General features: G+C 64.9%; 1 protein-coding gene. It reads left to right on the forward strand.

Annotated elements, in window-relative coordinates; all coding sequences use genetic code 11:
- Position 1 precedes the first annotated feature (1 nt).
- On the forward strand, positions 2–24391 hold the full coding sequence (locus AC5Y5C_RS01330; protein ID WP_499968314.1) for a non-ribosomal peptide synthase/polyketide synthase: 24390 nt from the start codon (positions 2–4) through the stop codon (positions 24389–24391).
- The last annotated feature ends 109 nt before the right edge of the window (positions 24392–24500 follow it).

The following is a 24500-nucleotide window of genomic DNA, read 5'->3' on the forward strand; positions in this document are numbered from 1 at the left end:
AATGGAATGTGATCATGGGGCGCTTCCGCTCACGCGGGGTCAGCTGGATATCTGGCTGGCCGAAGAAACTGGTCACGCCGATGTCAAATGGCAGCTGGGCATGCTTGGCCGTATCGAGGGTGTCATCGAGCATGGCTTGCTCGAGCGGGCCGTGCGGCACGTGGTGCGCGAGGCCGAGCCGCTCAGGGCCGTCTTTTCTGAACGAGATGGTCAGGTTTTCCAGAAGGTAGTTGACTATCCGGATGTCGAGCTTGCTCGCCATGACTTAACGGGCTCTTTGGATCCCATGGCTGACGCCTATCGGATAGCGTCATCGATCCGACGGAAGCCGATGCCTCTCAGCGGCCCGTTGTTCAAGTTCGCGTTGATGCAGGCGCGAGTTGATGACTTCTACTTCTTCGTGTGCTGTCACCACATCGCGACAGACGGAATCGGCATGGGTCTGCTGTGTCATCGGATCGCGGCCGTCTATTCCGCGCTCGCCACGGATGCGCCGATACCTCCGCCCATCTTTGGACCGTTGCAGAGTCTCCTCGACTGCGAATCGGACTATGAAGCCTCCGATGATTACGTCGATGATGAGGCCTATTGGGCCAACTGTGGTCCACTGGAGAGCGACGCGCAGCATGGCTCGACACCCGCTGCCGCGAGTCAAACCCTTGAGTATGAGCCTTCTGCACCAATCCAGTTGGACCCGTCCGTCGTCGCCAAGGCTCGTGAGCTATCGCGTGCGCTGGGCATTCGTCGGGCCGCCGTGATCACTGCGGCATGCGCCCTGCTGGTACGTGGTGAGATCGGAGGTCCGCAGGTCGTGCTCGATTTCCCGGTGAGCCGGCGGGTGCGCCCAGAAGCACTGTTGGTGCCAGGGATGAGTTCCGGTGTTGTGCCGTTGAGGTTGACGACGGCGCCGACGACCACGGTGGCCGACTTTTGTGGGCATGTCGATACGCGGATACAAGAAGCGTTGCAGCATCAGCGTTTTCCGTTACGCGCCATTGAGAGTAAGACGGGGTTCCAGCGCGGCGCGCAGGTGTCCCATCGCGCGGCCATCAACTTCATCCCCACGACCCGTTTGGCGGACTTTGCCGGCGCCGCGGGCTCGGGGACCGTGACCCACACCGGTCTCGTTGATCAGTTTGGGCTGGTCTTCATCAAGAACGATGACGAGTTGTTCCTGAGCACGTCGGGTGTGGGCGCTTTGTTCTCCGGCTGCGATGCTCGCGCTCTCGCGGATCGCTTCGAACGGGCGCTATGGGCAATGACCGCAGCTCCGGACCGGCCGCTTTCGGCGATCGATGTCCGTGATGAGGCGGACTGTCCTCCGTTGGATGTGTGGAGTAATCGGGGGGCGTTGATTCGGCCGGTACCCCAACCGGTGTCGATTCCGGCGGTATTCGCTGAGCAGGTGGCTCGAGATCCAGGCGCCGTGGCGGTTAGTTCAGGCGACAGCGCGATGACGTATCGCGGGCTGGATGCTGCCGCGAATCGTTTGGCGCACTTGTTGGTTGCTCATGGTGTGGGGCCCGGGCAGCGGGTGGCGTTGTTGTTCTCGCGGTCTGTTGAGGCAATCGTGGCGATCATGGGGGTACTGAAAACCGGTGCGGCATACGTGCCGATCGATCCCTCGGTGCCTGACGCGCGGTTGGAATTCGTGCTGGCTGATGCCGGGCCCGCTGTCGCAGTGACCACGACCGATCTGGTGGATCGGTTGGGTGGACGCGGAGTGACGGTGATCGATGTCAACGACCGTGCGGTATACGGCCGGCCGAGCGGTGCGCTACCGGTGGTGCCGGCTCCCGACGATATCGCGTATCTGATTTACACCTCGGGCACTACCGGTGTGCCGAAAGGCGTTGCTGTTCCCCACCACAATGTGACGAGGTTGTTGGAGGCAATCGACGCGGATCTGGAGCTGACCCCGGGACAGGTGTGGACGCAGAGTCATTCGCTGGCCTTCGACTTCTCGGTGTGGGAGGTTTTCGGTGCTCTGCTCCACGGTGGGCGGCTGGTGGTGGTTCCCGAAGCGGTGACGCGCTCACCCGAAGAGCTCCACGACCTGCTCGTCCGCGAGGGCGTCAGCGTGTTGAGTCAGACGCCGTCGGCGTTTTATGCGCTGCAGTCGGTAGACACCCTGCTGCCGGAACACCAGCAGTTGGGGCTCGAGGTAGTGGTGTTCGGCGGGGAAGCCCTGATGCCGCCGCGTCTCGGAAGCTGGTTGGCGGATCACCCGGGGGCACCTCGGTTGATCAACATGTATGGGATCACCGAGACGACGGTGCACGCGTCGTTCCGTGAGATCACCACCGCTGACGCGAACGTCGCAGCCAGTCCCATCGGGGTTCCGTTGGCCGATCTGGCGTTCTTCGTGCTCGATGACTGGTTGCGTCCGGTACCCGCCGGTGCGGTCGGGGAGCTGTACGTGGCAGGTGCGGGTTTGGGCTACGGCTATGTCGGACGGAGGGCACTGACGGCGACCCGGTTCATAGCGTGTCCATTTGGCGGTCGCGGTGCGCGGATGTACCGCACCGGGGACTTGGTGTGTTGGGGCCTCGGTGGACAGCTGCAGTATCTGGGGCGAGCCGATGAGCAGGTCAAGATCCGCGGGCACCGGATCGAACTGGGTGAAATCCAGTCGGCGTTAATGACATTCGATGGCGTTGAGCAGGCGGCGGTGATCGCCCGGGAGGATCGTCCGGGAGACAAGCGCCTGGTCGGCTATGTCACTGGCGGTGCCGAGCCCGCTGCCCTGCGCGCCGCGATGGCGGTGCGGTTGCCGTCATACATGGTGCCCGCAGCGATCGTGACCATGGAAACCATGCCGTTGACGGTCAACGGCAAACTGGACAAAAAGGCCCTGCCCGCACCGGAATACCGACACATCGATCAGTTCAGGGCGCCGACCACCCCCACCGAGGAAATCCTGGCCGGCATCTATGCCCAGATCCTTGGTATGGACCGCATCGGTGTCGACGACTCATTCTTCGAACTCGGCGGGGACAGCATCCTGGCAATGCAGGTGTCCTCGCGCGCGCGGGCTGCGGGTCTCGTATGTCGTCCGCGTGACATCTTTGTCCAGCAAAGTGTGGCGCGACTGGCCCGGGTAGTCGCCGCGGCCAGCGGCGTGGAGGAGCCCGTCGATGAGGGCCTCGGGCCGGTGGTGGCGACACCGATCATGCGGTGGTTGAAGAGCCTGGAAAGCGCAGACGGGTCGGTCGGCGAGTTCAACCAGACGGTGCTGATGCAGGCTCCCACCGGCATCGCCGAGGGTGATGTCGTCATCGTGTTGCAGGCGTTGTTGGATCGCCACGCCATGCTGCGGCTGCGCGCGGATGACGACGGTGCGGGCGGGTGGTCATTGGCGGTGCCCGAGGCGGGGGCAGTGGATGCGCGTGGGTGTCTGCATGCGGTGGATGCGTTATCCGATGAGGCCCTGGGGGCTGCGCGGTCGCGGTTGAACCCGGCCGCTGGAGCGATGTTGAGTGCGCTCTGGGTGACGTCAGCAAGTCAGTTGGTGTTGATCGCCCACCATCTGGCGGTTGACGGTGTGTCGTGGCGAATCATGTTGGAAGATATCAATATTGCGTGGGGGCAGCACCGCCTTGGCCAGCCGGTGCTGCTGCCGCCGACGGGCACGTCGTTCGCTCGCTGGTCCGAGCGGCTGGTCCGGTCTGCGCAGAACCCGAAGGTCATCGAACTGGCGCAGGCATGGCGGCAGTCGGCGTCGACCCCTGCGGTGTTGTCAGCGGCGCGTGCCGCGACGGATACCTACGAGAGCGCAGGGCGGCTGTCGGTATCGCTGGACGCCGAGACCACCCGGATGCTGCTCGGCGAGGTGCCGGCGGCGTTTCATGCCGGGGTGCACGAGATCCTGTTGATCGCATTCGGATTGGCCGTGGCCGAGTTCGCGGGCAGTGTGGGCACGCCTATCGGCATCGACGTGGAGGGCCACGGGCGCCACGAGGAATTGGCGGATCTGGGTGGAGAAGCCGATTGCCATACGGATCTATCGCGCACCGTTGGCTGGTTCACCGCCAAATACCCGGTGTCGTTGGCGCTGGGTGGTTTGCGCTGGGCCCAGGTGACGGACGGCGATGTGGCGCTGGGGACGGTGATCAAAGACGCCAAGGAGCAGCTTCGCACCCAACCGATCGGCGTGACCTACGGGTTACTGCGCTACCTCAACGCCGATGTTGACCTGGAAACAGCCGACCCTGCAATTGCATTCAACTATCTGGGACGCCTCGGTGGAGTGGCCGGTGATGCGTGGCGCATCTGCCCCGAGGGTCTCTCGTCGACCCGTGCCGCCGGGGTGGTACCGACGGCGCTCGGCCACAGCGTGGAGCTCAACGCCGCTACCGTCGACACCGACACGGGGCCGCATCTGAATGCAGACTGGACGTGGGCGCTCTCGGTGCTCGATGACGCGCAAGTCGGCAGGCTCAGCCAACTGTGGTTCGATGCCCTGGCCGGTATCTGTGCGCATGTGCGAAGGGGCGGAGGCGGACTGACCCCGTCGGATGTGGCGCCGGCCGAGCTCAGTCAGCCGCAGATCGATGAGTTGAGCCAGGGGCAGCGCATCGCCGATGTGTTACCGCTGACGCCCTTGCAGCAGGGGCTGCTCTTCCACGCGGTCGCCGCCAAGGGTTCCGGCGATGTCTATGCGATGCAGCTGAGTATCGCGATGAGTGGACCACTCGACGCGAACCGCGTCCGCGATGCCGTCCACACAGTGGTGGGACGGCACCCGCACTTGGCGGCTCGCTTCTGTGAACGATTCGAGCATCCGCTCCAGATCATTCCTGCCGACCCAGAAGTGCCCTGGCACTATCTCGAACTGGATACCGACGGTGGCGCCGACCATGCCATCGATAAGCAGATCCGGGAGTTCTGCGCCGCCGAACGCACCGCTGTGTGTGACCTCGACAACCAGTCTGCCGTCCGCGCCGCGCTCATCCGCATCGGTGATGACCGGCATCGTTTCGTCCTGACCAGCCACCACATCGTGCTGGACGGTTGGTCGATGCCGATCCTCATGCAGGAGATCTTCGCCATCCTCGGTGGACAACGGCTGCCCGCCGCTGCGCCGTATCGCAGCTTTGTCACTTGGTTGGCCGAGCGGGATCGCGCCGGAGCCCAGGCAGCGTGGCGTGCCGCACTGTCGGGTCTCGATGCTCCCACCCTGGTCTGCCCGAACAGTCGAGAAGAACTGGGACACAGAGGTATTGAAACCTTCCGGTTACCGGAAGAGACTACGCTGGCGCTTGGTGACCTCGCGCGCTCGCATCACACCACCGCCAGCACCGTGCTCCAGGGCGCGTGGGCGTTGCTCCTGAGTTCACTGACCGGCCAGCACGATGTCACGTTCGGCACGACGGTCTCGGGACGTCCGGCCGACGTCCTCGGCGCGGAATCGATGGTAGGCCTGCTGATCAATACGGTGCCGGTACGGGCGACCCTCAGGCCGGCCACCACTACCTCAGACCTGTTGCACCAATTGCAAAGTGCGCACAACGACACCCTTGAGCATCAGCACCTGGCACTGAGTGACATTCACCGCATCACCGGTCAGGACAAACTGTTCGACACCCTTTTGGTATTCGAGAACTACCCGATCGACACCACCGCGCCACTGAGTGTCGACGGCCTGGCCATCACCGAATTCGATTTCCGTGAATCCAACCACTACCCGCTTGCCGTGCAGGTACTGCCGGGCCGTGAATTGGGGCTCCGTGTTGAATACGACGCCGATATCTTCGACCTTGTCGCCGTGGAGGCGTTGTTCGAGCGGCTGAAGACGGTGCTGGCGGCGATGATCGCCGATCCGGTGCGTGCGCTGTCATCGATCGAGCTGCTGGACGGGGCCGCGCACGCTCATCTTGACCAATGGAGTAATCGGTCGGATTTAGCCAAACCCATGGGCGCGGAATCAATTCCAGCGCTATTTGCGGAGCAGGCGGCACGCACGCCCGATGCGACGGCAGTGACCTTCGAGGGCCGGTCGATGACGTACCGGGAACTCGATGAGGCGGCCGACCGGTTCGCGCACGTGTTGGCACAACAAGGCGCGCGCCCGGGTGAGGTTGTGGCGTTGCTGTTCTCCCGTTCGGCGGAGGCCATCGTGGCGATCTTGGCTGTTCTGAAAACCGGGGCGGCTTACATGCCGGTCGACCCGGCACTGCCGGTTTCCCGCATCGAGTTCATGGTCGCCGATGCCACACCGATCATCGCGGTCACCACGGCAGGACAACGGTCACGCCTGGAGGGACTGGACCTCGCCGTCGTCGATATCGGCGAGATCGCGGATACTGCCGCCGATGCCCGCCCCAGCGCCGAGCTGGCCGGCCCTAGCCCCGATGACATCGCGTACATCATCTACACCTCGGGAACCACCGGCGTCCCGAAAGGCGTGGCCACTCCGCATCGCAACGTGCCCGGACTTTTCGGCTCACTGGGCGTCAACGTTCCGTCAGGCCCCGGAGAGGTCTGGACGCAGTGGCATTCCTACAGCTTCGACGTCTCGGTGTGGGAGATCTTCGGCGCGTTGCTTCACGGGGCACGCCTGCTGGTCGTGTCCGAGCGCGTCGCCGCATCGCCCGACGATTTCCACCAGTTGCTTGTCACCGAGCACGTCAGTGTGCTGAGTCAGACCCCCTCCGCGGCGGGCATGGTCTCGCCGCAGGGCCTGGACTCGATGACGCTAGTGGTGGCAGGCGAGGCCTGTCCGCCCGAGCTGGTGGACCGCTGGGCGCCCGGGCGCGTGATGATCAACGCGTACGGCCCCACCGAGGCCACGGTGTACGCGTCGATCAGCGCGCCGCTCACCACGGGCTCTGTGGTGCCGATCGGTGCACCGGTGCCGGGAGTGGCGTTGTTTGTGCTGGATGCGTGGATGCACCCGGTGACCGCCGGGGTGGTCGGTGAGTTATATGTAGCCGGTCATGGTGTGGGTCTTGGCTATTGGGGCCGGCCGGGTTTGACGTCGTCGCGGTTCGTGGCCTGCCCGTTCGGTGAGACCGGTGCGCGGATGTACCGCACCGGGGACTTGGTGAGATGGGGTGCGGACGGGCAGCTGCAGTACCTGGGCCGCGCCGATGAGCAGGTCAAGATCCGCGGGTACCGCATCGAACTCGGTGAAGTCCAGGCCACGCTGGCCGCACTCGACGGGATAGCCCAGGCTGCGGTGATCGTCCGCGAGGACGCACCCGGCGATAAGCGCTTGGTCGGCTACATCACCGGCGGTAGTGACCCGGGCCAGATCCGTACGCTGCTGGCCGAGCGGCTGCCGAGCTACATGGTGCCGGCCGCAATAGTGGCGATCGATGCCGTGCCGCTGACGGTCAACGGCAAGCTCGACAGAAGCGCGCTTCCCGCGCCGGAGTACGTCGACGATGCACACTATCGAGCACCGGCCGGCCCGGTCGAGGAAATCCTGACCGATATCTACGCCCGAGTTCTCGGACACGAGCGGGTTGGGGCAGATGACTCGTTCTTCGACCTCGGCGGAGATTCACTGTCCGCGATGCGTCTGATTGCCGCGATAAACACATCGCTCAACGCAGGTATTGCCGTACGTGCCTTGTTCGACGCACCCACGGTGGCTCAACTGGCCGGCCGTATTGGTGGGGAAGAGTCACGGCCGGCGCCATTGGTCGCAGGCAAGCGGCCCACCGTGATACCGCTCTCATTCGCCCAGTCACGCCTGTGGTTCCTGGACCAATTGCAGGGTCCGTCAGCGGTTTACAACATGACGGCCGCGTTTCGAATGGACGGGCACCTGGATGTCGACGCGCTGGGCGCCGCGCTGGGCGATGTGGTGGGCCGTCACGAGACCCTGCGCACCCTGTTCGTCGCGCCCGGCGGCATCCCCCGGCAAGTGGTACTCGATCCGGTAGACGCCGATTTTGGCTGGCAGGTCATCGACGCCGCCGACTGGACCGCGCTCCAGCTACAGCGGGCGCTGGACGCGGTATCGCAGCATACTTTCGATCTGACCAGCGAGATCCCCTTGAACACCAGGCTTTTCCGTGTCTCCGAAGACAAGCATGTGCTCGCGGTGGTGGTACATCACATCGCCGCCGACGGTTGGTCGATCGCCCCGCTGGTGGCGGATCTGGGGCTTGCCTACGCCGACCGGTGTGATGGGCGTGCTCCAGGCTGGGCCGACCTATCCGTGCAGTATGCCGATTACACCTTGTGGCAGCGGGCGCAATTCGGTGCCCTAGAGGACTGCGATAGTCGCATCTCGGGGCAGCTGGCCTACTGGCAAGGCGTGTTGGCTGGGACACCCGAACGTATCGCACTGCCCACGGACCGGCCGTACCCGCTGATGGCCGACCATCACGGGGCGACGATCACAGTGGACTGGCCCGTCGAGTTGCAGCAGCAGGTTGCTCGGCTGGCTCGCGAACACAACGCGACCAGCTTCATGGTGGTGCAGGCGGCGCTGCTGACGCTGCTGTCCAAACTCAGTTCCAGCTCCGATGTGGCAGTGGGTTTTCCGATCGCCGGGCGTCGCGATCCAGCCCTCGATGAGCTGGTGGGCTTCTTCGTCAACACGTTGGTGTTGCGGGTCGACCTGGCCGGCGACCCCACCGTTTCCGAGGTTCTGGCCCAGGTGCGTGCGCGCAGCCTGGCTGCCTACGAACACCAAGACGTGCCCTTCGAGGTACTTGTCGAGCGACTGAACCCGACCCGATCGCTGTCCCATCACCCGCTGATTCAGGTGGCATTGGCATGGCAGAACCTCGCCGGACACGACATCAATAATTCAGCGGCCGATGCGGTGTTGGGCGATCTGCGCGTCACTCAGATGCCGGTGGAAACACACACGGCACGAATGGATGTGAACTTCTCGCTGGCCGAACGCCGGACGCAGTCTGGCGACCCGGCCGGAATCGGCGGGACGGTGGAATTCCGCACCGACGTGTTTGATGCCGACTCGATCAAGACATTGGTCACTCGCCTTGAGCGCGTTCTGATGGCCATGACGGCCGACCCGACGGTGCGGCTGTCGTCAGTCGACACACTCGATGACGCTGAGCACTCCCGTCTGGCGGCGCTCGGCAATCATGAGACGCTGATGCGGCCGACGCCGCGGTCGGTGCCGATTCCCGTGCTGTTCGCCCGTCACGCCACGCGCGCTCCCGATGCTCTCGCAGTGACTCACGGCGAGAATTCGTTGACCTACCGCGAACTCGACGATGCCGCGAACCGCTTGGCGCACGTACTGATCACGCAGGGAGCGGGCTCGGGGCAGTGTGTCGCCCTGTTGCTCAACCGGTCGGCCGAGGCGATCGTGGCGATCCTGGCAGTCCTCAAGACCGGCGCGGCGTATGTGCCGATCGATCCGTCGGTGCCCGACGCGCGGTTGGAGTTCATGCTGGCCGATGCCGGTCCGGTCGCCGCGGTCACCACCGCTGAGCTGGCGGGCCGGCTAGATCGGAATGGCTTGGCGATCATTGACATCGACAATATCGGTGCCGACTCCATGGAGGGGCATCCCCGCCGGGCAATGCCGGCGGCGCACGCGGACGATATCGCCTATCTGATCTACACCTCGGGCACCACGGGTGTTCCCAAAGGCGTTGCCCTCAGCCACCACAACGTGACGCAGTTGCTCGAGGCGCTCGATGCCGGCTTGCCCCACCCCGGGGTGTGGTCGCAGACCCACTCACTGGCCTTCGACGTCTCGGTGTGGGAGATCTTCGGTGCCCTGCTGCGGGGCGGGCGGGTGGTTGTGGTTTCCGAGGAGGTGACGAACTCACCCGAAGACTTCCATGCATTGCTTGTTCGCGAACACGTCGGTGTGATCACACAAACACCTTCTGCGGTGCGAGTGCTACCACGTCAAGGTCTGGATTCGGCCGCGTTGGTGGTAGTTGGTGAGGCCTGCCCACCGGATGTAGTCGACCAATGGGCGCCCGGGCGGGTGATGGTCAACGCCTACGGTCCCACCGAGACCACGATGTGTGTGGCGATCAGTGCGCCACTACAGGCGGGCCACGGTGTGCCCATCGGCTCGCCCGTGCCCGGAGCTGCGCTCTTTGTGCTCGACGAGTGGTTGCGTCCGGTCCCGGCCGGTGTGATCGGCGAACTGTATGTGGCCGGTGCGGGATTGGGTTATGGCTATGTGGGCCGGACCGGTTTGACCGCCGCGCGGTTTGTGGCGTGTCCATTTGTCGGCGCGGGATCGCCGGCACAGCGGATGTATCGCACCGGGGACCTGGTGTCCTGGGGGGCGGATGGCCAGCTGCACTATCTGGGCCGCTCTGATGAGCAGGTCAAGATCCGTGGCCATCGCATCGAATTGGGTGAAGTGCAGGCCGTTTTGGCGAGCCTCGACGGAGTCGAGCAGGCCGTGGTGATCGTGCGCGAGGATCGCCCGGGGGACAAGCGTGTGGTCGGCTACGTCACCGGGACCGCCGATTCCGGCGAGCTGCGTACCGCGATGGCCGACCGCTTGCCCGTCTATATGGTGCCGGCGGCGATCGTGGTCGTGGACGCCGTGCCGCTGACGGTCAACGGAAAACTCGACTCCCGGGCGCTCCCCGCTCCCGACTACCTTGACCGCGGCCGGTACCGCGCTCCGGCCGACGCGGTGGAAGAGGTCCTCGCTGACATTTACGCCCAGGTTCTCGGACTGGAGCGGGTTGGCGTCGACGATTCGTTCTTCGACCTTGGTGGCGACAGCATTCTGTCGATGCAGGTGGTGGCGCGGGCCCGGGTCGCCGGGCTGGTGTGCCGTCCGCGCGATGTCTTCGTCGAGCAGAGTGTGGCCCGGCTAGCGCGGGTAGTCGACGTGGCCGCAGACTCGCTGGGCCCGTTCGATGAGGGGGTGGGGCCGGTGCAGCCCACTCCAATTATGCAGTGGTTGAGGGATATTGACGGACCGACGGACGAGTTCAACCAGACTGCGCTGCTGCAGGCTCCCGCAGGTGTGACCGAGGCCGACGTCGCGGCGGTGTTGCAGGCATTGCTGGATCGCCATGCCACGCTGCGACTGCGTGTTGAAGACGACGGCGTCGGCGGATGGTCGTTGACCACGCTCGAGCCGGGCGTGGTCGGCGCGCGAGAGCGCCTGCGCGTGGTGGATGTGTTGTCCGATGAGGCGTTGGTGGCGGCGCGGTCGCAGTTGAACCCGGCTGCTGGGGTGATGCTGAACGCGCTGTGGGCAACCACTACGGCCCAGCTGGTTCTGGTCGTGCATCACATGTCGGTCGACGCGGTCTCATGGCGAATCCTCTTGGAAGACATCAATATTGCGTGGGCGCAACATCGTGCCGGGCGACCCGTGGCACTGCCGACCGCTGGGACGTCATTCCGGCGGTGGGCCGAATTGTTGGACATGCATGCTCGACGTCCAGATGTTGAGCGGCAGATGCAGGCGTGGCGAGAGATAACGGCTGCCCCCGCGGTCCTACCGGCGGCGTGTCCTGAGATAGACACTCATGGGAGCGCTGGACAACTGTCGTTATCGCTCGACGCCGAGACCACCCGCATGCTTCTCGGCGAAGTTCCCGCCGCCTTTCATGCGGGGCTGCAAGATATCCTGCTGATCGCGTTCGGTCTGGCGGTAGCGGAATTCTCAAGTGCCGGGTCATCGCCGATCGGCATCGACGTCGAGGGGCACGGACGGCACGAGGACTTAGCCGCCGAAGTGGACCTGTCGCGCACGGTCGGCTGGTTCACCGCCAAATACCCGGTGGCGTTGACATTCGGTGGACTGTCCTGGACCCATGTGGCGGCCGGTGATGCCGCGTTGGGCACGGCCATCAAGGGCGCCAAGGAGGAGCTTCGGTCCTTGCCGGAGCCGCTGACCTACGGTCTACTGCGTTATCTGAACGCCGACGTTCACCTGGACGCGGCCGACCCGACGATCGCATTCAACTATCTGGGTCGGCTGGGCGCTGCCGGAACCGAACTATCCGATGATCTGTGGCGGATCTCCATGGAAAGCATGTCGTCGACCGTTGCCGCCGCGGCGATTCCGATGCCGTTGACCCACTCCGTGGCGCTCAACGCTGGCACCCTTGACACCGATACCGGACCACAGCTGCAAGCCAACTGGACATGGGCGCCATCGGTGTTCGACCACGCCCAGATCACCCGTCTGAGCCAACTGTGGTTCGACGCTCTGGTCGGCATCTGCGCGCACGTGCGACGGGGTGGGGGTGGACTGACCCCGTCGGACATCGCGCCTGCTCTGCTGGGCCAGCGGCAAATTGACGAGTTGGAACAGCAGTACCGGATCGCAGACGTGCTGCCACTGAGCGCATTACAGCAAGGTCTTATCTTTCACAGCCGCACTGGCGGTGGACCCGACGATCTGTATGTAGTGCAGCTCGACATCACGGTCGATGGCCCGCTGGATCAGCATCGTCTGCACGATGCGGTGCAAACGGTGGCGGGCCGCCACCCACACCTGGCTGCCCGGTTCTGCGAGCAGTTCGACCAACCGGTGCAGATCATCCCCGCCGATCCCGCCGCGGGGTGGCGATATGTCGATCTGGGTATCGATACCCGTGTCGAATTCGTCGGTGCCGAAACCGAAGGGCTGATACAGCGGGTGTGTGCCGCTGAACGCGCTGCCGTGTGTGATCTGTCCGACCCACCGGCTTTCCGGGTGGCCTTGATTCGTACGGGGCAAGACCGGCACCGATTTGTGCTCACCAATCACCACATCGTCCTCGACGGCTGGTCGCTACCCATCCTGCTGCACGAGATCTTCGCCAGCTATCGCGGGCAGCGATTACCCCCGGCCGCTCCGTACCGGAGCTTCATCGGCTGGCTGTCCGATCGGGATCAGGCGGCCGCCCATGCGGCCTGGGGTGAGGTGCTCGCGGGTTTTGACACGCCTACACTGGTTGACTCGCCACCGAAATCTGTTCGGGGGCATCGGGGTGTGCGGGCGCACCGCGTGTCCGAACACACCACGCGGGCACTTGGCGAGCTGGCGCGATCGCGGCATACCACCGTCAACACCGTGTTGCAGGGCGCCTGGGCGCTACTACTCACCTCGTTGACCGGTCACCATGACGTCGCCTTCGGCACGGTGGTTTCCGGGCGGCCGGCTGAGCTGGTGGGCGCGGAATCGATGGTGGGCCTGTTGATCAACACCGTGCCGGTGCGTGCGAGCATCACCGCGCAGACGACCACCATCGATCTGCTCGAACAATTGAAAAGCTCTCACACCAAGACCCTTGAGCATCAGCACCTCTCGCTTAGCGAGATCCACCGCATCGCCGACCACGATCGACTGTTCGACACCCTATTCGTGTTCGAGAACTACCCGGTGGACAGCAGCGCTTTATCAGGTGTGGACGGGATCACCATCACCGAGATCACCAGCCACGAATCGACCGATTATCCGCTGACGATGCAAGCCATACCCGGTGAGGAACTACGGCTGCGTATCGAATACGACACGGCGGTATTCGAAGCTGCAGACATCGAAGCCCTCGCGCACCGGATTGAGGCGGTGTTGGAGGCGATGACCACCGATCCGGGCCGGTCGCTGTTGGCAGTGGAGATGCTCGGCGGAACCGAGCGCGCCCGGCTGCGGCGGTGGGGCAATCGGGCCGCGCTGAAACGGCTCCCGGCGCCGGCGTCGATTCCGGAACTGTTCGCCGTGCAGGTGGCGGAGGCGCCGGAAGCGGTGGCACTGATCTGCGGGCACCAATCGTTGGCGTATCGAGAGCTCGATGAGGCATCAAACCGGTTGGCGCACTTGCTCATGGGTCGTGGCGTAGGTGCGGGCGAGCGAGTCGCATTGATGTTCCCGCGTTCAGCCGAGGCAGTTGTGGCGATCTTGGCGGTGCTCAAGACCGGCGCGGCCTACCTGCCGATCGATCCGGCGCTGCCGTCGGCACGCGTCGAATTCATGCTCTCCGACGCCGCGCCGATCGCCGCCATGACCACTGCTACGTTCCTTGACCGGTTCGCGGGGCACGACCTGATGGTCTTCGATGTCGAGGACACAGCCGTCGCCGCCCAGCCGAGTACGGCAGTGCCATTGCCCGCTCCGGACGACATGGCCCACATCATTTACACCTCAGGGACAACCGGAGTACCCAAGGGCGTCGCGGTCACTCAGCGCAACGTGACGCAGCTGTTCGACTCGCTACAGATCGGTATGCCGCTGGAACCGGGGCAGGTGTGGACGCAATTCCACTCGTATGCGTTCGACTTCTCGGTGTGGGAGATCTGGGGTGCGCTACTACACGGCGGGCGGCTGGTGGTAGTGCCCGAGCTGGTCGCTCGCTCGCCGCAGGACTTCCACGAGCTGCTGGTGCGCGAACAGGTGACGGTGCTGACACAAACTCCGTCGGCCGTATCGATGCTGACGGTCGACGGTCTGGAGGCGACGTCGTTGGTCATAGGCGCGGAGCCCTGCCCGCCGGCATTGGTGGATCGCTGGGCGCCGGGCCGGGTCATGGTCAACGTCTACGGCCCCACCGAGACCACCATGTGGTTGTGTGCCAGCGCTCCGCTGGCACCAGGAGCGGGGCCACCGCCGATCGGCTCGCCGACGGCCTGGGCGGCGTTCTTCGTGCTGGACGAGTGGCTGCGTCCGGCTCCCGCGGGCGTGGTCGGCGAGTTGTACCTTGCCGGCGCGGGAGTCGGCATGGGGTACTGGCGTCGCTCGGGCTTGACCGCCTCGCGGTTCATGGCGTGCCCATTCGGTGAGCCCGGAACGCGCATGTACCGCACCGGTGATCTGGTGCGGTGGCGGGCAGACGGACAGCTGGACTACCTCGGCCGCGCCGATGAGCAGGTCAAGATTCGCGGGTATCGCATCGAGCTCGGCGAAATCCAATCGGCGCTGACCGCGCTGGAGGGTGTTGATCACGCCGCGGTGATCGCTCGCGAGGACCGTCCGGGAGACAAGCGCCTGGTTGGCTACATCACCGGGACGGCCGATCCGATCACCGCTCGTGCCGCGCTGGGCGAACGGCTGCCGGGCTACATGGTGCCCGCCTCGGTGATTGCCCTTGCGGCACTGCCCATGACGGTCAACGGCAAGCTAGACACCCGGGCGCTGCCGGCGCCGGACTACCGCGATGCCGATCACTACCGCGCACCGGCAGGTGCGGTCGAAGAGATCCTGGCCGGAATCTTCGCGCGTGTGCTGGATGTGGAACGTGTCGGCGTCGACGATTCATTCTTCGATCTCGGCGGGGACTCCGTCTCGACGATGCGTCTGGTCGCAACGATCAACGCCACTCTGAATACCGAACTTTCCGCGCGCACGGTGTTCGAGGCGCCCACCGTCACCCAGTTGGCGCCACGTCTCGGTGAGGGCACGGGTCGGCTGGAACCGCTGGTGGCGGGCGAGCGACCGGCAATGATTCCATTATCGTTTGCCCAGAACCGGTTATGGTTTGTCGATCAATTACAGGGCCCCTCGCCGGTTTACAACATGCCCGTGGGGCTGCGGCTCCACGGACGCCTCGATGCCGCTGCATTGGGTGCGGCGCTGGGTGACCTGATCGGCCGCCACGAAAGTCTTCGCACCCGCTTCGAGGCGCCCGGTGGAGCGCCTCGGCAGGTGGTGGTATCCGGGGATGGTGCCGACTTCGGTTGGGATGTCATTGATGCCACGACATGGCCGCCGAGCCGTTTGGATGAGGCCGTCGCCGCGGCGGCTCGCTACAATTTCGATTTGGCGTCCGAAATCCCTTTGCGGGCCGCACTTTTCCGTGTCGACGAGGATGAACATGTGTTGGTGGCCGTGGTGCATCACATTGCTGCCGACGGGTGGTCCCTCACCCCGCTGGTGCGTGATCTGAGTCAGGCGTACGCCGGCCGGTGCGACGGCCACGCTCCCGACTGGGAGCCGCTGGCGGTGCAGTATGTCGATTACACGCTATGGCAGCGCGCACAATTGGGCGATCTCGATGACAGTGGCAGCCCCATCGCCGCGCAACTGGCCTACTGGGAAGACGCACTTGCCGGCCTGCCCGAGCGTGTGGCGCTGCCCACCGATCGGCCCTACCCTCCTGTTGCCGATCAGCGTGGCTCCACCGTGGAGGTCCAGTGGCCGGCCGAATTGCAGCAGCGGGTGCGCGCGGCAGCGAGCGAACACGGCGCGACAAGCTTCATGGTGATGCAGGCCGCTCTGGCAGTACTGCTTTCCAGGCTCAGCGGAACTTCCGATGTGGCCGTTGGCTTCCCGATTGCCGGGCGCCGTGACCCGGCGCTCGACGAGCTGGTGGGCTTCTTCGTCAACAATCTGGTTCTCCGTGTCGATTTGGCCGGTGATCCCACCGTGGCGGATGTATTAGCCCAAGTTCGACGGCGCAGTCTGGCCGCATACGAGCATCAGGACGTTCCTTTCGAGGTGCTGGTGGAGCGGCTCAACCCGACCCGGAATCTGACTCACCACCCGCTCGTACAGGTGGCGTTGGCCTGGCAGAACCTGCCATGGCAGGAAACCGGTCCCGCCGACGGGCTGCGCCTCGGTGATCTGCGGGTCACACCGTTACCGGTGGACACCCAGACCGCCCGGATGGACCTGACGTTCTCGCTCGGTGAGCGCTGGACCCGCGCCGGAGAGCCCGCGGGCATCGGCGGTGCGGTGGAATTCCGCACCGATGTGTTCGATGCACACAGCATCGAAACGCTGCTCGAACGGTGGCGGCGGGTGGTGGCGGCGATGACTGCCGATACCTCCCAGCGGCTTTCGCGCATTGATCTGCTCGATGAGGTTGAGCACGCCCGCGTCGACAGCTGGGGTAACCGGACGGTGTTAACCGCGCCCGCCCTGACCTCCATGACGGTTCCGTCATTGTTCGCCGGACAGGCCGCGCGTATGGCTGAGGCTGTCGCGATCAGTTTCGACGGACGCGATATGACGTACCGGGAACTCGAGGATGCCGCAAATCGGTTGGCACACAATCTCCTCGCGCATGGCGTGCGCCCGGGTGAGTGTGTGGCGCTGCTGGCAGAGCGCTCCCCGGAGGCAATCGTGGCGATGCTGGCGGTACTCAAAGCCGGGGCCGCATATCTGCCGATCGACGCTGCATTACCTGACGCGCGAATCGAATTCATGCTTGCCGATGCCGCGCCGCACACCGCGATTGCCACTGCGGGCCTGGTCGGCCGCCTGGCCGGGTATGACCTATCGGTTATCGATGTCGGCGGTATCACGGATACCGCCATTCCTGCTGTGGAGACCGCACTGCCGGTGCCGGATCCGGACGACATCGCCTACGTCATCTACACGTCGGGTACCACCGGTGTTCCCAAGGGTGTCGCGATCACTCACCACAACGTGACCCAGCTGTTGGGAACACCGGACACCTTCCTGGCGGGACAGGTCTGGACGCAGTGGCATTCCTATGCCTTCGACGCGTCGGTCGAAGAGATCTGGGGTGCGCTGCTGCATGGGGGACGGCTGGTGGTGGTGCCGGAGTCGGTGGCGCGCTCACCTGAGGACCTCACTGCCTTGCTGGTGGCCGAGCAGGTCAGCGCGTTGAGCCAGACCCCTTCGGCGGTCGCGATGCTGGCGCCGGAGTCTTTGGAATCGGTGTCCCTGTTGGTGGCCGGTGAGCCCTGTTCGGCCGAGGTGGTAGATCGCTGGGCGCCCGGACGGTTGATGGTCAATGCGTACGGGCCGACCGAGACCACCATCTGTGCCTCCCGGAGCGTGCCCCTGAAAGCCGAGTCCGCGGGCCCGCACATTCCGATCGGTGCACCGATCCCGGGTGCGGCGATGTTCGTGTTGGACGGGTCGATGCGTCCAGTGCCGCCCGGTGTGGTTGGCGAGTTGTACATCGCCGGCCGTGGTGTGGGTGTCGGATACATGGGCCGAACCGGTTTGACGGCCTCGCGGTTTGTGGCCTGCCCGTTTGTCAGCGCGGGAGCGCCGGCACAGCGGATGTATCGCACCGGTGATCTGGTGCGGTGGCGGGCAGACGGACAGCTGGACTACCTCGGCCGCGCCGATGAGCAGGTCAAGATCCGCGGGTACCGCATCGAGCTCGGGGAAATCCAGGCGGTATTGGCGGGGCTGGATGGGGTTGAGCAGGCGGCGGTGATCGCTCGTGAGGATCGCCCCGGTGAGAAACGTCTGGTGGGCTATGTAACCGGGACAACGAACCCGGCCAAGTTGCGCACGCAGCTGGCAGAGCAGCTGCCGGCCTATATGGTTCCGGCCGCCGTGATGGCACTGGCGACGTTGCCGATGACCGTCAACGGCAAGCTCGACGCCCGTGCCTTGCCGGCACCGGAGTATCAGGACATCGATCGTTACCGCTCCCCGGGCACCCTTACCGAGGAGATCCTGGCCGGAATCTATGCGCGGGTACTGGGTGTGGAGCGCGTCGGTGTCGACGACTCGTTCTTCGATCTGGGCGGGGATTCGCTGTCGGCGATGCGTCTGATCGCCGCGGTGAACGCCGGCCTGGATGCCGCGATATCGGTGCGCACTGTCTTCGAAGCGCCGACAGTGGCTCAACTGGCACCTCGGATTGGCGGGGAGTCGAACACACTCGGCTCATTGGTGGCCGGTGAGCGGCCCGCGGAGATTCCGCTCTCGTTTGCCCAAGCGCGGCTGTGGTTCCTGGACCAATTGCAAGGGCCTTCGCCGGTCTACAACATGGCGACGGCTCTTCGCATCAGCGGGTATCTGGACGTTGAGGCCCTGGGTGCGGCGCTGACCGATGTGGTGGCCCGTCATGAAAGCCTGCGCACTCTATTCCGGTCGGCCGAGGGAGTGCCGCGACAGCTGGTCGTGCCGTCCGAGCGTGCTCAGTTCGGCTGGGACGTCGTCGATGCCGCCGGTTGGACGGACGCGCAGCTGAAAGAGGCCATCGGGGAGGCGGCGCGGCACACATTCGATTTGGCCACTGAAATACCCTTGCGGGCAAGACTTTTCCGGATAACCGGTGATGAACACGTGCTGGCGGCGGTGGTACACCACATCGCGGCCGACGCCTGGTCGATCACCCCGCTGGTGGCCGATCTGGGGGTGGCCTATGCCAGCCGATCCGCGGGACAGGCTCCCGGTTGGGTGCCTCTGGCGGTGCAGTACGTCGATTACACGCTATGGCAGCGTGCTGAATTCGGTGATCTCGACGATGGCGACAGTCGCATCGCGACTCAGCTGGCCTATTGGCAGGATGCGCTGTCGGGGATGCCCGAACGTATCGAGCTGCCCACCGACCGGCCTTACCCGTCGTCCGCCGACCAGCGCGGCGACACCGTGACTCTGGACTGGCCGGCCGCCCTGCAACAGCAGATTGCGCGGGTGGCCAGGGAACACAACGCAACCAGCTTCATGGTGCTGCAGGCCGCTCTCGGCGTACTGCTGGGCAAGCTCAGCGGGAGTACGGATGTCGCTGTTGGGTTCCCGATCGCGGGGCGCCGCGACCCCGCCCTCGATGAGCTGATCGGGTTCTTTGTCAACACCTTGGTCCTGCGGATGGACCTGGCCGGTGATCCGACAGTGGCGGAGTTGCTTGCCCAGGTGCGGGGCCGGAGTCTGGCCGCGTACGAAAACCAGGACGTGCCTTTCGAAGTACTTGTCGAGCGGCTCAATCCCTCCCGATCCCTGACCCACCACCCGCTGGTCCAGGTGGCACTGGGTTGGCAGAACGTCCCCGGACAAGGCAGCAACGCCTCGCGTCCCGGACTGGCCCTTGGTGACTTGGAGATCGACCAGATGGCGGCGGACACCCAGACCGCGCGTATGGACCTGAGCTTCTCGATGGCCGAACGTCGCACGCCGGCTGGTGATCCCGCCGGGATTGGCGGCACGGTGGAGTTCCGCACCGACGTATTCGACCGGGCGAGCATCGAAACGCTGATCCACAGGTTTGAGCAGGTGTTGGTGGCGATGACCGCCGACGTGGGCCGGCACTTATCGTCGATCGACGTGGTCGATGCCGATGAACACGCCCGCCTCGATGCCATGGGTAATCGAGCGATGTTGTACCGGAGGGCAAGCGCTCCGATATCGGTCCCCGCGTTGTTCGGCGAACAGGTGGTGTGCACGCCCGGCGCGGTGGCGATCGTCTGCGGTGAGCGTTCGTTGACCTATCGTGAACTCGACGATGCCGCAAACAAGTTGGCGCACAGTATTATCGGGCACGGCGCGGGCCCTGGGGAATGCGTAGCCTTACTGCTGGAACGATCTGCCGATGCGATCGTCGCCATGCTGGCGGTGCTGAAAACCGGGGCAGCGTATCTCGCGATCGACCCGGCGATTCCCGCCGCCCGGACTGAGTTCATGCTGTCCGATGCGGCGCCGATCGTTGCGGTTACTACTAGCAGCCTGGCCGATCGGCTGGTCGGTTATCGGATGCCCGTCGTCGATATTCACGACGCTGCACTGGGCGGCCGGCCGGGTGTTGCGCCCCCGGCACCTGACCCCGAGGACATCGCCTACCTCATCTACACATCGGGGACCACCGGCGTACCCAAGGGCGTGGCCGTCACGCACCGCAATCTGACTCACTTGGCGCGGTCGACACCGGAACACCTGCCGGCGAAGCAGGTATGGACGCAGTGCCATTCCTACGCGTTCGACTTCTCGGTATGGGAGATCTGGGCGGCGCTGCTCGGCGGCGCACGCCTGGTGGTGGTGCCCGAGGCGATTGCGAGCTCACCCGATGATTTCCATGCTCTGCTGGTCGGTGAGCGGGTCAGCGTGCTCACTCAGACCCCTTCTGCTGCTGGGGCATTGCCACCACAGGGACTGGAGTCGGTGGCGCTTCTTCTCGGCGGCGAGGCCTGCCCGGGTGAGGTGGTGGATCGCTGGGCACCTGGACGCACGGTGATCAACGCCTACGGACCCACCGAAATCACGGTGTACGCGTCGATGAGTGCGCCGTTGCAGGCTGGATCGGGTGCGGCACCCATCGGCGCGCCCGTGCCGACCGCGGCACTGTTCGTACTCGATGAGTGGATGCGCCCGGTGCCGGTCGGTGTGATGGGCGAGCTGTACGTGGCCGGCGAGGGTGTGGCCTGTGGGTACCTGGGCCGGTCTGGTTTGACGTCATCGCGCTTTGTGGCGTGTCCGTTCGGTGAGTCCGGTGCGCGGATGTATCGCACCGGCGATCTGGTGGCCTGGCGTGCCGATGGACAGCTGCAGTACTTCGGGCGTGCCGATGACCAAGTCAAGATCCGGGGATATCGCATCGAGCTCGGCGAGGTGCAGGCCGCGTTGGCCGCGCTGGACGATGTGGCGCAGGCGGTGGTGATCGCCCGCGAGGATCAACCGGGCATCAGGCGCCTGGTCGGTTACGTCACCGAATCTTCGACGGGAGCGGTGGACTCGGCAGTGCTGCGAAATGCATTGGCAGACAGGCTTCCCGGATACATGGTTCCGAGCGCGATCGCCGTCCTGGATGCGCTGCCATTGACGGTGAATGGCAAGCTTGACATCCGCGCGTTACCGCTTCCGGAGTATTCGGTCGGCGAGCGATACCGCGCTCCCGCTGACGCGATCGAGGAGACACTGGCCGGCATCTACGCCCAAGTCCTCGGGCTCGATCGGGTTGGCGTCGACGACTCCTTCTTTGACCTCGGCGGAGACAGCATTCTGTCCATGCAGGTGGTGGCCCGGGCCCGGGCATGTGGTGTGACGTGTCGGCCCCGCGACATCTTCGTCGAGCAGACCGTGGCCAGGCTGGCTCGCGTCGTCGGGGTGGCCGGCGATGACACAGGCCCGATTGATGAGGGCGTCGGCCCAGTGGCCGCGACCCCGATCATGCGTTGGCTGCGCGAGGTCGAAATATCCTGCGGACCGACCGATCAGTTCAACCAGACGGTAGTAATCCAAGCCCCGCCGGGTGTCACCGAATCCGATGTGGCGGTCGTCTTGGGCGCCCTGATCGACCGGCACGCCATGCTGCGGTTGCGCGTCGGGGTGGACGATGCGCAGGACTGGTCGCTTCTCGTACCCGAAAAGGGTTCGGTGTCGCCGCATCTGAACTCGGTGGACACGTTGTCTGATGAGGCGCTGACGACCGCCCGGTCGCGGTTGAACCCGGGCGCGGGGGAGATGGTCAGCGCGTTGTGGGTGACGTCTACGAGTCAGCTGGTATTGACGGTTCATCATTTGGCCGTCGACGCGGTGTCCTGGCGAATCCTGCTCGAAGACCTCAACATTGCGTGGGCTCAGCATCGCCAGGGTCAGCCCGTGACATTGCCGACGACCGGAACCTCATTCTCCCGATGGGCAGCACTGCTCGGCGAACACGCTCACACGGCCAGCGTGGAGCAGGCCGATGCCTGGCGCCGAGTGTTGGCAACGCCATCGGCACTGCCCGCGGTCCGGCCCGAGCTGGACACGTACGCCACCGCCGGCCATCTCACGGTGTCACTCGACGTCGAGACGACCCGGGCGCTGCTCGGTGAGGTTCCGGCGGCGTTCCATGCCGGGGTTCAAGACATCCTGCTGATCGCCTACGCGTTGGCGTTGACCCAATTCCTGGGCGTCACCTTGCCGGTAGGCATCGACGTTGAGGGGCATGGCCGTGTCGAGGACTTAGGGGAGATTGCTCCCAACATCGATCTGTCCCGCACCGTCGGCTGGTTCACCACCAAGTACCCCGTGGCGTTGAGAGTCGCGGGGCATGCCGGACGATCCGGGGGTGGACTGCGCTGGGATCAGGTGGTGGCCGGAGATCCGGCACTTGGCCTCGTGATCAAAGATGCCAAGGAACAACTGCGCGCTCTACCGGAGGGTCTGACCTACGGACTGGCGCGCTACCTCAACTCCGATATCGAACTGTCCGGACCGGATCCGACCATCGGATTCAACTACCTAGGCCGACTGGGGGCGGCCGGCGCCGCGCAGCCGGAGGCCCTCGCCGAACTGTGGCAGGTCAGCCGCGACGGAGCGGCGGTATCGGCTGCAGCTGCCGCGATACCGATGCCCCTCGGACACACCGTGGAACTCAACGCGAGTACCGCCGAAACAGAGTTCGGTCCAAGTCTCTACGCCAGCTGGACATGGGCCCCCACGGCGCTCGACGACACGCAGGTCGGCCGACTCGGCCAGCTCTGGTTCGAGGCACTGAGCGGTATCTGCGCGCATGTGCGCAGGGGTGGCGGTGGTCTGACACCGTCCGACATCGCCCCCGCCCGGCTCACTCAGCAAGAGATCGATGAGCTCGATCGGGATGACCCGATCGCCGACGTACTGCCCCTGACGCCCCTGCAACGTGGACTGCTATTCCAGGCCAACGCAATTCGCGGCAACAACGATGACGTCTACGCCATGCAACTCGATGTCACCGTGACCGGTCCGCTTGACGCTCACCGGTTGCGGGAGGCGGTACATACGGTGATCAACCGCCACCCCAATCTGGCGGCCCGGTTTGACAAACGATTCGACGAACCGGTCCAGATCATCCCGGCCAACCCCGCCGTGCCCTGGCAGTACCGCGAAATGCTCACGGAGCAAAACGATATCGACGACAAGCTGCGAGAGCTATGCGCCGCCGAGCGGGCGTTGGTCTGCGACTTGGTTCGTCAGCGGGCCTTCCGTGCGGCGCTGATCCGAACATCCGATAACACGCACCGGTTCGTCATGACCTATCACCACATCGTGCTGGACGGTTGGTCACTACCGATCCTGCTGCAGGAGATATTCGCCAGCTACTACGGACAGCCTCTCCCCGTAGCCGGGTCGTACCGCAGATTCGTGACATGGCTGTCCGATCGAGATGTCGAAGGTGCACGTGAAGCCTGGCGTGACGTGCTCGCGGGGTTCGATATCCCGGCCTTGGTCGCCGCCAAGGGCCGGACAACGTCAGGCGGACGGGCTACCGAGACGTACCGGCTGCCCGCCGAGATAACCAGGGCCGTCAACGAACTGGCCCGCTCAGAACATACGACGGCCAACACCGTGCTGCAGGCCGCCTGGGCGCAGGTGCTGATGTGGCTGACGGGCCGGCACGATGTCGCGTTCGGTGTCGCGGTCTCGGGACGATCCGCGGAGGTGGCAGGCGCGGAGTCGATGGTCGGCCTGCTGATCAACACCGTGCCGGTACGGGCAACCATCACGCCGGACACCACCATCGCCGACCTGCTGGGCGACTTGCAGCGCCGTCACAGCGATACCCTCGACCACCAGCACCTGGCTCTCAGCGAGATCCACCACGCCGTCGGTCATGATCAATTGTTCGACACCCTGTTCGTCTACCAGAACTATCCGGTGGAGACGGTGGCGTCATCCATGGCCGATGGGCTGGCCATCACCGAAGTCCGTGGCCGCGAGTACAACCACTACCCGTTGACCCTGCAAGCCATGCCCGGCAACGAACTTGTCCTGCGTGTCGAATTCGACACCACCGTATTCGGCGTGAACCGGGTGCAGAAGATCGTCGAGCGGTTTCAGCGAGTGCTTGAGGCCATGACGGGGGAGGTACAGCAACAGTGAAAGCCGATGCCAGCAGGCGTTTGTTGTCCATGGACCTGGGCGACACGTGTGAGCGCACGGAGCTGGATGTGTGGGGCAATCGGGCGACGCTGGATCGTCCTGCGAGCTC

Source organism: Mycobacterium sp. NGS15, from assembly GCF_059813245.1.